Below are 12630 nucleotides of genomic sequence, written 5' to 3' on the forward strand. Positions count from 1 at the left end.
TCAGTGCCGGGCGCACGCATCGGCGCTTGGCCCGTCAGTATTCAGAGGTCGACCTTCATGACGCCTTGGGCGACGCCCGCCACATCCTGGTCTTCTGGGCTCACGCAGAGCGTCACGTGGCGGCGGGGATTCTGCAGAATGGCCTAGAAGCGCACGTGGTGGCCTACCCCGATGTGATCGCCGTAGCCGCAACATTGCTCACAGCTCGCCCTCGGGTTGAACAGCCCAGGACGCCAACGGAACCCGCCTGGCCGACGCTACTGCTCGACCGCATCAACGAACGCACCGGCGCCCACCATGCCGACGCCACCCCCGTCGAGCAATGGGCGCAGTACCGACGCCTATTCGCCACTGCCGTATTGACGACACGCTCAGACGGCGCAGAACTGGCGTGTCGCGCTTAGGGGTCGGCAGTCTTGAATGTGCCTTATCAGTAAGGCACTTGTGGTGTGCATCTGACTGTGTCCGACGGTTGTATCTATCGGCTTTCTAATCGTTAGGGACAGTGGTATCTGGCTGGGTGTATCGGCCGGTGAATCATCACCGGCGGCGCTGCTTGCCGGTGATTGGCCGGCGGTGGTGGTCCAGTACGCGGCCACCGCGCTGACCACCACAGCGAAGGCGGCAATGACGCTGGCCGGGAGGGCGTGGTCCTGCAGCCATCCGGTCGCGGTGGCCGACCAGCCGGTGAGCAGGTTGCCGCCGCTGGCGGTGTGCCCGGTGGCCGCGGGCAGCCAGTACCACGCGAGGTAGGCGCCGGTGGCGATGAGGACAACGGCGGTGACGCGGGTCCCGTGGCGGGCGAGGATACCCAGATGCCGGGTCAGGGCCGTGCCGGCGATGGCGGTGCCGACGCTGACCAGCATCAAGATGGTGGCGGCACCGGCTGTGTATGCGGTGAACACTGCCAGCAGACCGCCCCATCCGCTGGTGGCCTGGGCCTGGGCGATCACCGCGAGCAGTACCCCGAAGGTGCAGGACAGTGACGCCAGGGCGTAGCCGATTCCGGCCGCGAGCACACCACCGGCTGTTGGGGAGTCCGGCCGATGACGCGTCCGGGCAGGCATACGCAGACCGATGGTGCGGCCGGTGAGCATGAAGCCGCCCAAGATGGCCAGGGTGAGCCCGATCGTGATCCCGAGCCAGGGAGCAGCCGTCACCAGGGTCCGGGCACCGGCACTGATCGCGATACCGGCGAGGGTGAGGGTGCCGGTGAACCCGATGGTCAGGACGGCCCCGGTGCGCAGTGCCCGGGCCAGCCGCACGAGCACCGCATCGGTGCCGCCGGTGGCGATGGTGCCGGTGATCCACGCCGGTAGCAGCGCGAACCCGCAGGGGTTGACCGGGGCGAGCATGCCAGCGGTAAACGCGAGCGCGAGCAGGTTCACCGTGCGGCGCTGCTGCCGAGGGCGGCCAGGATCTGATCCTGGGACGGGGCGTGGCCGCGGTAGCTGATCTGCCCGGACGGGTCGATGACGAGGGCGGTGGTCGGCGCGGTCACCTGGTAGCGGCTGGTCAGGGCCCCGTTAGTATCGACGACCGCGGGCAGGCTGGTGCCGCCGATCTGGTCCAGGAAGTGGCGAACATCGGCGGGTTTCTCGGTGGGGACGATGTCGACGGCTAGGAACTTGGCGCTGCCTCCGGCTTTCTCCACGGCCGCCCGAGCAGCGGCCAGGGATTTACCGCCGCCGACGCATTCGCCGCACCCGTAGGAGAAGAACAGGATCGCGGTCGGGGCGGCAGCGGGCAGTTCGACGGTTTTGCCGTCCACCGTGGTCAGTGTCGCCGCCGTCGCCTGGGTTGTGGCGTTGGCGTGTGGCGGTGAGGTCGGATTGCTGGTTGTGGCCGATTGGCCGCACGCGGTCAGCGCGCCCGCTGCCAGCATCACAGCCGTAACGCCCGCCCACCTGTGGGGTGTAAACGAACGCGTTTCAGACATTGTCGATGCTTCCTTTCGTCAGGTCGTCGAGCGTGTGCGTCGCGGGTGAATGGCTGTCGGCGGGACAGCAGTGATCGCCGCGTTGACCGCGGCGGGCGAAGGCGACCACAGCCGCCAGCAGCAGCGCGACGGCTGCCCCGATGACCCATGGATTCTCGAGCAGTCCACACACGGCGGCGAGCGCGCCGCCGGCGATCAGGACTGGCGCGGCGCAACACAGGGCCGTCACCAGCACCGCTGCCGCACCCAGCAGCACGGGATTTCTTCGTGGACGTTGATTCATTGATTTCTCCTCATCAGGTTGGGTGCGGCTGGTCAGCTGCAGCAGCCGGGGTGGGCAGTTGGCGGGGTATGGAGCTGGGTAAGGATTTGTGTGGTCAGGGCTGCGCCGAGTTGGTGGGCCTCAGCGACGCTGACGATCTGACCTTCGGGGTGCTCGGCGAGCCACGGCGCGGCGTCCTGCGCGCAGGTGAAGTAGTGCACCTGGTTGCAGAATGAGGACCGGATCGAGGTGAGGTCGTCGGGGTTGACCAGCGAGACCACCGCGGTCTCGGGCTGCACGCTGGTGACACCGTTTTCGCCGACCGAGACCCTGATCGGGTGCCCGCTGACGGGTGATTCGGATTCGATGCTGGCGGGCCGGTCCAGGATGGTGGGAAAGATGAGGGTGTCCAGGGCGCACCAGGTGTAGAGCTCTTGGCCGGCCACGGTGAATCGGTGGCGGGTCGGGCGCAGGGTCAGGCCCTGGCCGACGATGCGGCCCTGCTCGTCGTATTCGGTGTCGGGTACCGCGGCCAGACGCCGGGTCACCTCGTCAACCGGGAGGCCGACGGCCGCGGCGAGCGCCTCCACGGTGACCGGCTCGCCGGCGGCGAGCAGCCGCAGCAACGGCACCAGCATCGTCGGGTCGAGCCCGGACTCTTCCGGAATGGTCAGGCGGTCAAGGAAATTGGGCATCAGGAACCTTTCGAGTGAGCCATGCGTCAGGATGCGCAGCAGGACAGTCGGGACATATCGGCGCTGAAGGACTGGGCGGCGATTTTGATGCCTTCGGCCATGGTCAGATACGGGGCCCAGGACCCGGCGACCTGGTCGACGGTCATCGCGGCGTCGAGGATGTAGACCGCGGCGGCGGCGATCTCGCCAGCATCCTTGGCGACGGCGGTGATGCCGTGGATGCGGCCGGTGCCGGCGTCGGCGACGAGTTTGATGAAACCGCGGGTGTCTCGGTTGACCACCGCACGCGGCACATGTTTTAGCGGCAGCACCCGGCAGTCGCACCGTGTCCCGGCGGCGAGGAGCTCGGCCTCGGTCGTCCCGGCCGCACCGACCGCGGGGCTGGTGAACGTCACGCGGGGCAGATGGCGGTAGTCGACCCTGCGGCCGGCGTCGGTGAAGATGTTGTCGGCGACCATCGCGCCGTGATGGGCGGCGACGTAGACGAACTCGCGGTGCCCGGTCACGTCGCCGGCCGCCCAGATCCGTGGGTTCGACGACTGCAGCCCGTCGCTCACCACGACCTCGTTGTTCTCGCCGGTTTTGACCTGCACCGCTTCGAGATTCAGGCCGTCGGTGTTCGGACGGCGGCCGGTGGCGACGAGGACTTTCGCGGCACGGAACTGCTGCGTTCCGCCGGTGATGGTCGCGGTGACCGTGACCTGATCGTCGGCCTGCTCGACCTCGCTCACCGTGGCGCGGCGCACCACCCGGATGCCGTCGTCGGCGAACACCTCCAGCAGCGCCATGCCGACTTCCGGCTCTTCCTTCGATGCCAGCGTGGAGCGGACCAGCACCGTCACCGTTGACCCGAGCCGGGCGAACAGTTGCGCCTGCTCCAACGCGACGTAGCCGCCGCCGATCACCAGCAGCGACTCCGGGACCTCGGTGACTTCCATCGCGGTGGTCGAGGTCAGGTAGGCGACGCCCTCGAATGCGGGCGGGATGACTGGGTTCGCGCCGGTGGCGATCAGGTAGTGCTCGGCCTCGATGGTGGCATCGCCGACCTCGATGACGGGCGCGTCCGGGGTTCCGGCGAACCGCGCTTGGCCCTGAATGCGCTGCCAGCCATACGATTCGGCCACGTTGAGGTACTTCTCTGAGCGCAGCGACTCCACCAGATCGTGCGTGCCGGCGATCAGGGCCGCCATGTCCACCGGGCCGGCCGTGGTGGCGATCCCCGGGAACCGGGCAGTGTCGGCTGCGGTATGCCGGGCCTCGGCCGCTGCGATCAGGGCCTTTGACGGCACGCAGCCGGTGTTGACACACGTGCCACCGAAGATGCCGCGCTCGATCATGACGACGGACTTGCCGAGCGCGGTAGCGCGGATCGCCGCGGCCATCGCCGCGCCGCCGGAACCGATGACCGCGAGGTCCAATCCCTGACTCATGCACCCATCCTTGACCTTCAAGTAGGCTTGAAGGTCAAGTGTTCTGAGGAGACATCGTGAGAATCGGGAAGCTCGCCGAGGCGACCGGGGCCACCACCGCGACGCTGCGCTACTACGAAGACGAAGGCCTGCTCCCGCCCGCCGAACGTTCCCCGGCGGGGTATCGCGACTATGCCGCCGACACGATCGCCCGGGTCGGCTTCATCCGACGGGGACAGGCCGCCGGGTTCAGCCTCGCCCAGATTCGGCAGATCCTCGACATCCGTGACAGCGGCCACGCGCCGTGCACGCACGTGCGCGACCTGCTCGACATCCGACTGACCGACCTCGACGAGCAGATCAGCGCACTGGTGGCACTGCGCGAGACCATCGCCCGGCTGCGGCAGGGCGCCGAAAGCGTCGACCCGGAATCATGCAGCGCCGATGACGTATGTCGATACCTCTAGGAGCCACCTCCGTGGCACCGGAGGCATGTATTTCGTCAAGTCCGTTGACCCCGGCAGTCGTCATGAATTTCCGCCCCACTGGAGGTCGTTGGTGCGCGGGAGCGCGGGGCCTGCTGAGCAGTAGGCTCACCCGATGCGGTGGGATTTCACTCGAAGCTGGTCGCATTGGCCGTGCTGAGCCCAGCCACACTCGTTCAGGCGATCGCCACCTTCGCCATCACCAATATCGACGACATCGTGGTCCTCGCGGTGATGTTCGGCCAGGCGCCCGGTCATCGTGGCGCAGCCATCCGAGTGACCGCCGGTCAGTACCTCGGCTTCACCGCCATCTTGGCAGTTTCGGTCGGCGGCGCACTCCTGGGTGCCACGCTGCTTCCTCCAGCCGCACTGCCGTACTTCGGGCTGCTGCCCATCGTGTTGGGGCTGCGGGCGGCATGGCTGGCCTGGCGGGATCGCCGCACCCAACCGGCGCCGACCGATGATCCCGCAACACTGTTGACGCCTGGCACCTGGCAGGTCGCAGTCATCACCTTCGCCAACGGCGGCGACAACATCGGCGTGTACGTTCCGATCTTCGCCGTCTCAACGATCGCCACCATCGGTGTTTACATCATCGTGTTCCTCATCGGTGTGGCCATCTGGTGCGCGGCCGGCCGATATTTCGCCTCCCACCCGATCATCGCCAAAGCACTCTCACGCTGGGGCCACATCGTTCTGCCCGTTGCACTGATCACAATCGGGGCCCTCATCCTCATCAAAGGCGGAGCGTTCGCCCTCTAGCTCGGAGCAACTTCACCACTCAGGGCCAGGAGGCGCTCCTGCATCGGCATGTGTTGGCGTTCAACCACTTTGGTGATGTCCCGGCCCGTATCCGCTATGACAATCTAAAACGGGCGGTGGCCAAGGTGCTCAAAGGCCGCAGCCGGCACCCGAACTACCAACACGAGCGAGCGCACCACAGAATCATGATCGTGTGTCACGAGAGACACGATCACAGTAGTTATACCGAAGACGTACCCGAGCCAACGGAATCGACAGGAGACCATTCCGGCTACCCTGCTGCGCTCGCAGCCGGGCGCGGAAGCAGGGTTGCCCCAGATTCAATGAGAAACGTCGCGATCGAAATTCTCATCCAATCTGGGGCAATGCAGGTCAGACTAGTAAATGTGCCCCAGATTCAATGAGAACGGACACCCAGCGTGGCCCGATCGCCGCAACCCGGCGACTGCCGCGAGTACCGGCGCGAGCGACCCAGCCGACGATGGACGGACACGGGATCCTTGGCAGGCCGGCCTGCGCCGCGACGCTTATGTGGTTTGCACATCGCGCAGCCGCGCCGTGAGCGCGACGGGTGATGATTGGACACCGGATGCTCCTGGTGGTGACTCCGCCGTACGGGCGAAGATTGCGACGTTACAACGGATGACCAACGACCGCCGGGTCGGATATATTGCCGATAACGGACATTATGTCAACTAAAGTACGCCGTTTTCTGCTGTCAGCCAAAGGGTTTCGCTACCGCTCAACTACCCGCTCGCCAGCTGAGCGTCACAGATCAAGGACGAATCGCAGTGCTTGATCAATGACCCGCATCTGGTCTGGTCCGATCATTCCCTGCCGGGATGACACTCGTTCGACCGAGACAACCCGCAGTTGGTCGCAGCGAGCGTACGAGGTGTGGTCCAGCCCGCTCGCCTCAGACTCCAGTTCGACATGGCTTCGCAGTCCGTAACCGGTGGTCGTGATCGGGACGACGACCACTAGACCGCCAGGTCCGTTGTTGAGAATGTCGACCGACACGACGACCGCCGGGCGACGAAAGGCCGGTTCGTGACCTACCGGCTGGCCGAGATCGACGTAGTAGACCTCTCCTCGCCAGATCAAACCAGGGCATCCCACTCGTTACGCTCTGCCAGGTACCGCTCCCACAGTTCGGGGTCGGTCCGCAGGCGCTGGTAATCCCCGTTGAGACCCCGCAGGAACTCTTGCCGCTCCAAGGCGTCAATCGCTGCGTGCACGACGTCGACGACGGCGGTTTGACGAGCCTTGGCTAGGGATTGCAACCGCTCGGAATCCGGCCGCCGAACCCGGACGGTGGTGGTTTCTGCTGCCATGCACTCAGTGTAGACGAAATGTAGACATAACGCTGTGGACTGCGGGGCCGGACTCCCCGGCCCGCCGCTCCGGACAGGAATACGACGGAATCGAATATGGCGGGTTACCAGTAAAGTACACCGTATCGCCCTGTGCCCAACTACATTGAGAAGAATGATCGACGACACTGTCCGTTCTCGTTTAAGTTGGCCATTTTCGCAATAAACCTGGCCGTCTACGGAGATTTGGGACAGTCGTCGGTTTACGCGTATGGCCGTGCCGGCGTGCTCAGGTCTGACGGGTTCGTAGGCCGTCGCTGACGGTGGCGATGTAGGGGAAGCTACTGCGGCCGGGTTGTCGGACGCAGGACTCGCCACACATCCGCCCGAGTTGCCGCCGACGGGTTGACGGAATACGGCGGAATCGAATACGGCGGGTTTCCGGTAAGATTCGCCGTATTGCACCTCGCCCCAACGGTTTCCATCCGATGCGGCAGCGCAGCGCTCAGAGATCTAGCACGATCCGCAGCGCTGCATCGACGCGACGCATCTCGTCGAAACCGAGGAACCCGACGCTCTTACCGAGGCGGCCCGGATCGACTGCTGCAGCCTGCTCGGCAAGCACACGGGTGCTTGCGCCGCCGATGGCAACCTCGGGACGGAAGCTGGCAGGACGAGCCGATGTGGAGGTCGGCGCAACCACCCATGTGGACAGCGGCAGTTGATCCGACTGGACAACTACCGCGTAGCGAGAGCCAGACTGCTCATGGCCACGACTCCCCCGCGGGGCACGCAGCTGAAAGACCTCACCACGCACGCAGCATCTCCATGTCGCGCAGCACCTGTACCGCCTCAGCACGATCAGCCGCGTCCTCAGCAAGACTTTCCGCTTCGGCGCGGATCGCCGCGCGGGCCTTCCGTCGCGCGGCATCGATAAGGGCAGATCGAACGACTGCCGAGACAGCCGCGCCGTCCCTGGTCAAAATTTCCAACGCCTTCGATGTGTCTTCGTCTGGCCGGAAGGTAATCGTGTCAGCCATTCCACCAGTGTATGACGGTTTGTAAGACGACGCATCCACAAGCGGCTCAGTGCCGTGACCGTCGGTGAAGGGATTCACAACGTCATCGCCGGTCCTCGTCCACGGCGTCATCGCGGTGTGCGGCCTCGATCACCTCAGGCGGTACGGGCCTCTGCAACCACACCCGCATCCGTAGCAACCCGCCGGTGATCGTCCCGACGGCAAGGAGGACAACGATGATCCACAGCGCCATCGACATGCAGCAATTCTCCCCTTGCCCCAGGCGCCATGAGGCGATATTCCCAGCTCTAATTTCTCGTGCTGAGGTGTTTGCGCGCCCACTCCTCGGTGGTCGTGGTTGGGATTCCGCGGGTGGCATTGAACGTACCGGCCTTCGGCCACGCCACGCCCCTACCCTGACCGAACACCGCACGGTACTTCTGTAGGCCATCATCGGAGTTTCGGTCGAGGTCGTGCAGTAGAGACGCGACGGTCCATTCATTACGGATGACCTGGCCGCCCCTGGTCCGTTCGACGATCTCGGCGAGTTCGCGGTAGGTGATCGTGTCGCCGGCGACGTAGACGACCTGGTTCGCAATACGCGGGCGGGTCTGGACGATCTCCGCGGTGAGTACGCCGATGTCCTCCGGAGTGGTGAGCGTGACTTCGGTGTCCCAACTGCCCAGCGCGTTAACGGTATTGGTGGTGAGGTCGACGACGCCGAAGTCGGGTTCGAAGAGGAAGCTGGTGAACATCCCGGTCGACACGATCACCCATTCGGTGACGCTCTGGGCGCGCAGCATGTCGCGCACGTCGAGTTGTTCGTCGAAGAGCTCGTGAGGACTGCCGCGTCCGATGGCGTCGTAGTCGACGCCGAACTGCCACGGGAAGTATCGCGAAACCCGCGCCGCCAACGCCGCCTTGGTGATCTTGCGTTGGGTTCCCGCCCCAGCCGCGAATCCGATGCAGCTCACCACCGTGTGGAACCGCCTGAGCACTGTCGACAGCTCAGCCGCCGACACCGTCGTAACGTCGGCCTCGACGATTCCGACGCCGCGGGCCGCGAACTCGTCGCGTAGCCGGGCATGCCGGGGTGTGTCCGACGGCCGCAGCAGCACCGTCAACGGCGGTGCGTCATCCCGACGAGTCAGCGCGGCGATAACGTTGCCGCCGAGTTCACCGGCGCCGATGACGAGGATCTCTCCCCCATGTGATGACTGCCGTGACGTCATAATCCCTCCGCGGCACTGATCGGTTGGCGAATGCGAACGGTCGCGACAACATCCCGCTGCGGCGCAGCATTCCCAACCCTCGAAGCATCAGACTTTAACTGGCCTTCCGAGGCCCGGGCGGTGATCCTGTCGACCTGACCGGTGGCGAGACCCCCCGTAAGCTCACCGCATGCACAAAGCGACACTGGCCAGCACCGGGGAAGCGGTGATGCTGACAGTGGGACTGTCGGTCTATGCGGCGTTGACCCTCGCCAGCATCGCGGTGGCGATCGACAGCGCCCGCCGACGCCGGCGACGCCGCGCGATCTGTGCCTCGGTGATGGTCGGGGTGCTGACCCTGGGCGGGCTCGTTGCGGCGATTTACAGCAGCGTCGCGTGAACCCTCACAAAGCGGGAGGGTCACCACAGGATGATTGGCGACGTCGGCTCAGCGCCTCTCCCCTGGCGGGATCGAATACGGCGAGTTACCAGTAAAGGTTTGAGGCGGTCCACCCACAGCAACAGTCAGCAACACCGATCAGAAGCGGGCGGTTGCTAGCCTCGCTTTATGACCGACAGCGACACCCAGCAGCAGCGGATCATCGAGGATCTGGAGGTCGTCGCCGACTTCGACGCCGCCCGCGAGACCGAGCGCCGCATCCGGTTCCTCGCGGAGTACATCCACCACACCGGCACCCAGGGCCTGGTGCTCGGCATCTCCGGCGGCGTCGACTCCACGGTGGCCGGGCGCCTGTGCCAGCTGGCGTGCGAGCAGGTGCGGGCCGAGGGCGGCGATGCCACGTTCGTGGCGATCCGGCTGCCGTACGGCGTCCAGAAGGACGAGGCGGACGCCAACCGAGCCGTGGCGGCGAGCGGGGCCGACGAGGTGTACACGGTCAACATCAAGGACGCGGTCGACGGCATGTGGGAGGCCTGCCTGGCGGCCGGCATCTCGATCGCCGACGAGCGGCACGACTTCGTCAAGGGCAACGTCAAGGCGCGTCAGCGGATGATCGCCCAGTACACCGTCGCCGGGGCCCGCAACATGCTCGTCGTCGGCACCGACCAGGCGGCAGAGGCGGTCGTCGGATTCTTCACCAAGTACGGCGACGGCGCCGCCGACCTCACGCCGCTGTACGGCCTCCCGAAGCGCCGCGTCCGCGAGATCGGCCGGCACCTTGGCCTCCCGGAGAACCTCATCGAGAAGGTGCCCACCGCCGACCTGGAGGAGGACAAGCCGCTCATCCCCGACGAGGTGGCCCTCGGCGTTCGCTACGCCGTCGTCGACGACTTCCTCGAGGGCGGCGACGTCGACGCTGCCGACGAGGCGACGATCCTCGGCTGGTACCGGCGCACCGGACACAAGCGCGCACTGCCCGTCACCCCGGCCGGCTGGGATGCCTCGCGAGGCGCCTGATTCGACGTCGCTGCGCCTGAGCGCATAGCACGATTGCCCACTCCAGGTCTCGCTAGCTGCAGAGATATTGCCTATTGAGCATGCAATTCAGCGGCGGCGAGTACGGCCCGGTCAGCACCCCTCGGAAACCACCTCTGACCGAATCGCCGGGAGCAATGATGCGATTCCAATTCACCGGGGCCACAACATAGTGCGTGCCAGATCGCGTAACGGTGCTACTCCACGCATGCGAGATGGATTGGCCCGCCGGCATGTCGAATTCAAGTTTCCAGTCGGTGAGCGGCATCGTGCTGCGATTGCTGACGGTGAAGCGGGCGATGAATCCGGTCTGCCATGTCGAGGTCACCGACAATGTCGCCGTCGCCGCGGCCGCATGGGCGACGGGGGTAGCCGCGAATCCCAGGATGACCACCATCACGACCGACAGGGCGACGCGAACCGTTCGGCGCCCGCGTAGTACGTAACTGCCCAGTCCGGCCATAGCAGCGAACCCTAGAACCAGACAGGCGGTGGCGCCCCTCGCCATGCCTGCACGCTGCAGGACCTTTGCTCAACTGAAACCGTCACGAAATTTCTTACCTCGGCCGTCGCGAGCCACGACCGCTAGACCACCGCTATTGGTAAGTGTAGACTTACGGTTCGTGGTCACCTACGCATCAGTGGATCCGTGGGGCGCCCTCGCGGACGGAACGCGGCGGGCCATTTTCAAACGACTCGCTGCGGGACCGATGGCGGTGGGCGAGCTGGCCCGTGATCTGCCGGTCAGCCGGCCGGCGGTCTCCCAGCACCTGAAAGTCCTGCGCAGCGCCGGGCTGGTGAGCGACCGAGCCGCGGGAACCCGCAGGCTCTACCACGCCGAGCCAGCCGGGATCGCTGCCCTGCGCGCGGAGCTGGACGTCTTCTGGGATCAAGCCCTCGCGGCCTACGAAAACATCGTCGAGCAGGAGGAGCAGGCGAAGTGAAACCGGCAGCGGTAGAACCCATCCGCAAGAGCGTGGTGGTCAACAGCCCGATCGAGCGAGCGTTTGCCTTGTTCGTCGAGCGATTCGACGCGATCAAGCCACGCGAGCACAATCTGCTCCGAGCCCCGATCGCCCAGACCGTCTTCGAGCCGCGCGTCGGCGGCCACATCTATGACGTCGCAACCGACGGTAGCCGCTGTGAGTGGTCGCGGGTGCTCGCCTACGAGCCGCCGACCCGCATCGTCTTCTCCTGGGACATCGGACCGACGTGGCAGCTCGAAACAGATCCGGCCCGCAGCAGTGAAGTCGAAGTTCGGTTCGTCGCCGAGGACACCGACCGGACTCGGGTCGAGCTGGAGCACCGCCACCTCGAACGGCACGGTGACGGCTGGCCCTCCGTCGCAAGCGGGGTGGGCGGCGACGCCGGATGGCCCCGGTATCTGGAGCGCTACCTCGACATCGTCACGCGGGAGGTGACGCGATGAGCGCCCCGGACGCCTCGCTGATGGACCTGGCCTACGAGGAGCGATCCGACCTGGCCGCATTCCTGTCCACGCTGTCGGATCAGGATTGGCACACCGAGTCGCTCTGTGCCGGGTGGACGGTCAAAGACGTTGTCGCACATGTCATCAGCTATGAGGAGCTCACCGTGGGTGGGCTGATCAAACGCTTCGCCAAAGGACGGGTGGTACGCGCAAACGAGGTGGGTGTGGCCGAGTACTCCTCGTTGTCACCACACGAACTGCTCGAGTTCCTCAACCGCCACCTGCGACCGCACGGACTGACAGCGGGTTTCGGCGGCATGATCGGCCTCGTCGACGCCACCCTTCATCACCAAGACATCCGCCGCGCCCTCAACCGGCCACGCATCGTGCCGCCACATCGACTGCTACGGATCCTGCCGCTGGTCCCGAGCAACCCCAGGCTTGGCGCAGGCCGGCGAATCAAGGGTCTGCGACTGCGCGCCGACGACATCGCCTGGGAACACGGCGACGGCCCTGAAGTTGCCGGCACCGGCGAAGCACTCCTGCTGGCGATGACGGGCCGCCGCCAAGCCGCCGAAGAGCTCACCGGTCCGGGCGCCGCCACCCTTCTGAGCCGGCTCTGAGCAGGGGAAAATCCCACTGGTCTGACCACTTGACCTCTGTCCAATCAT

General features: G+C 65.7%; 19 protein-coding genes. 7 read left to right on the forward strand and 12 right to left on the reverse strand.

Translation table 11 applies throughout. The features are described from left to right. Nucleotides 1–371 precede the first annotated feature (371 nt). Genes AC5Y31_RS15135 through merA form a run of 5 tightly spaced genes read right to left on the reverse strand, consistent with a single transcriptional unit; the run spans nucleotide 372 to nucleotide 4326 of the window. The gene (locus tag AC5Y31_RS15135; RefSeq protein ID WP_499981281.1) at nucleotides 372–1388 is read right to left on the reverse strand and encodes a cytochrome c biogenesis CcdA family protein; all 1017 of its coding nucleotides are present in this window, start codon (nucleotides 1386–1388) and stop codon (nucleotides 372–374) included. Beyond that, nucleotides 1385–1885, reverse strand: coding sequence for a TlpA family protein disulfide reductase (locus AC5Y31_RS15140; RefSeq protein ID WP_225433764.1), 501 nt, complete (start codon nucleotides 1883–1885; stop codon nucleotides 1385–1387). Before AC5Y31_RS15140 ends, AC5Y31_RS15135 begins: the two co-directional genes overlap by 4 nt. Nucleotides 1886–1931: 46 nt before the next feature. Continuing rightward, the gene (merT, locus tag AC5Y31_RS15145) at nucleotides 1932–2222 is read right to left on the reverse strand and encodes a mercuric ion transporter MerT (RefSeq protein WP_005148657.1); all 291 of its coding nucleotides are present in this window, start codon (nucleotides 2220–2222) and stop codon (nucleotides 1932–1934) included. Nucleotides 2223–2254: 32 nt separating this feature from the next. Continuing rightward, a complete protein-coding gene (gene merB / locus AC5Y31_RS15150; protein WP_005148656.1) occupies nucleotides 2255–2896 on the reverse strand; it encodes an organomercurial lyase MerB in 642 nt (213 codons plus the stop codon). 26 nt (nucleotides 2897–2922) lie between these two features. Next, nucleotides 2923–4326, reverse strand: a complete 1404-nt coding sequence (gene merA, locus AC5Y31_RS15155; RefSeq protein WP_005148655.1) for a mercury(II) reductase — start codon at nucleotides 4324–4326, stop codon at nucleotides 2923–2925. 56 nt (nucleotides 4327–4382) lie between these two features. On the opposite strand from merA, the gene AC5Y31_RS15160 reads away from it, so the two are divergent. Together AC5Y31_RS15160 and AC5Y31_RS15165 are read left to right on the forward strand one after the other, a co-directional pair. Beyond that, a complete protein-coding gene (locus AC5Y31_RS15160) occupies nucleotides 4383–4772 on the forward strand; it encodes a heavy metal-responsive transcriptional regulator (protein ID WP_005148625.1) in 390 nt (129 codons plus the stop codon). Nucleotides 4773–4910: 138 nt separating this feature from the next. After that, nucleotides 4911–5552 carry a cadmium resistance transporter gene (locus AC5Y31_RS15165; protein ID WP_079481877.1) on the forward strand — a complete coding sequence of 214 codons (642 nt, stop codon included), beginning with the start codon at nucleotides 4911–4913 and terminating at the stop codon, nucleotides 5550–5552. A 768-nt stretch (nucleotides 5553–6320) separates the two neighbouring features. Here the strand turns inward: AC5Y31_RS15165 and AC5Y31_RS15170 are convergent. From AC5Y31_RS15170 to AC5Y31_RS15195, 6 genes are all read right to left on the reverse strand, one after another. After that, nucleotides 6321–6656 carry a type II toxin-antitoxin system PemK/MazF family toxin gene (locus AC5Y31_RS15170; RefSeq protein WP_065025587.1) on the reverse strand — a complete coding sequence of 112 codons (336 nt, stop codon included), beginning with the start codon at nucleotides 6654–6656 and terminating at the stop codon, nucleotides 6321–6323. Beyond that, nucleotides 6653–6886, reverse strand: coding sequence for a hypothetical protein (locus AC5Y31_RS15175; protein WP_065025586.1), 234 nt, complete (start codon nucleotides 6884–6886; stop codon nucleotides 6653–6655). The genes AC5Y31_RS15170 and AC5Y31_RS15175 overlap by 4 nt, the downstream gene beginning before the upstream one ends. Nucleotides 6887–7370: 484 nt before the next feature. Next, nucleotides 7371–7682: a type II toxin-antitoxin system PemK/MazF family toxin gene (locus AC5Y31_RS15180; protein ID WP_065025585.1), complete on the reverse strand. Its 312-nt coding sequence runs from the start codon at nucleotides 7680–7682 to the stop codon at nucleotides 7371–7373. Beyond that, the gene (locus AC5Y31_RS15185; RefSeq protein ID WP_065025584.1) at nucleotides 7672–7905 is read right to left on the reverse strand and encodes a hypothetical protein; all 234 of its coding nucleotides are present in this window, start codon (nucleotides 7903–7905) and stop codon (nucleotides 7672–7674) included. The genes AC5Y31_RS15180 and AC5Y31_RS15185 overlap by 11 nt, the downstream gene beginning before the upstream one ends. 82 nt (nucleotides 7906–7987) lie before the next feature. Then, nucleotides 7988–8143 (reverse strand): hypothetical protein, encoded by a 156-nt coding sequence (locus AC5Y31_RS15190; protein WP_499981287.1) that lies wholly within the window; start codon nucleotides 8141–8143, stop codon nucleotides 7988–7990. A gap of 49 nt (nucleotides 8144–8192) precedes the next feature. After that, a complete protein-coding gene (locus tag AC5Y31_RS15195) occupies nucleotides 8193–9116 on the reverse strand; it encodes an aromatic alcohol reductase (protein WP_499981288.1) in 924 nt (307 codons plus the stop codon). 169 nt (nucleotides 9117–9285) lie between these two features. Between AC5Y31_RS15195 and AC5Y31_RS15200 the strand changes: the two genes are divergently transcribed. Next, the gene (locus AC5Y31_RS15200; RefSeq protein WP_499981290.1) at nucleotides 9286–9495 is read left to right on the forward strand and encodes a hypothetical protein; all 210 of its coding nucleotides are present in this window, start codon (nucleotides 9286–9288) and stop codon (nucleotides 9493–9495) included. 168 nt (nucleotides 9496–9663) lie between these two features. Continuing rightward, the gene (nadE, locus tag AC5Y31_RS15205; RefSeq protein ID WP_499981291.1) at nucleotides 9664–10512 is read left to right on the forward strand and encodes an NAD(+) synthase; all 849 of its coding nucleotides are present in this window, start codon (nucleotides 9664–9666) and stop codon (nucleotides 10510–10512) included. 52 nt (nucleotides 10513–10564) lie between these two features. Here nadE and AC5Y31_RS15210 read toward each other — a convergent pair whose 3' ends face one another. Then, nucleotides 10565–10993 carry a cellulose-binding domain-containing protein gene (locus AC5Y31_RS15210; RefSeq protein ID WP_499981292.1) on the reverse strand — a complete coding sequence of 143 codons (429 nt, stop codon included), beginning with the start codon at nucleotides 10991–10993 and terminating at the stop codon, nucleotides 10565–10567. A gap of 160 nt (nucleotides 10994–11153) precedes the next feature. Between AC5Y31_RS15210 and AC5Y31_RS15215 the strand changes: the two genes are divergently transcribed. Genes AC5Y31_RS15215 through AC5Y31_RS15225 form a run of 3 tightly spaced genes read left to right on the forward strand, consistent with a single transcriptional unit; the run spans nucleotide 11154 to nucleotide 12582 of the window. Then, nucleotides 11154–11474, forward strand: a complete 321-nt coding sequence (locus tag AC5Y31_RS15215; RefSeq protein WP_064855516.1) for an ArsR/SmtB family transcription factor — start codon at nucleotides 11154–11156, stop codon at nucleotides 11472–11474. Continuing rightward, nucleotides 11471–11959 (forward strand): SRPBCC family protein, encoded by a 489-nt coding sequence (locus tag AC5Y31_RS15220; protein ID WP_499981294.1) that lies wholly within the window; start codon nucleotides 11471–11473, stop codon nucleotides 11957–11959. Before AC5Y31_RS15215 ends, AC5Y31_RS15220 begins: the two co-directional genes overlap by 4 nt. After that, a complete protein-coding gene (locus AC5Y31_RS15225; RefSeq protein ID WP_499981296.1) occupies nucleotides 11956–12582 on the forward strand; it encodes a maleylpyruvate isomerase family mycothiol-dependent enzyme in 627 nt (208 codons plus the stop codon). The genes AC5Y31_RS15220 and AC5Y31_RS15225 overlap by 4 nt, the downstream gene beginning before the upstream one ends. Nucleotides 12583–12630: the final 48 nt, after the last annotated feature.

This window comes from Mycobacterium sp. NGS18, assembly GCF_059813185.1.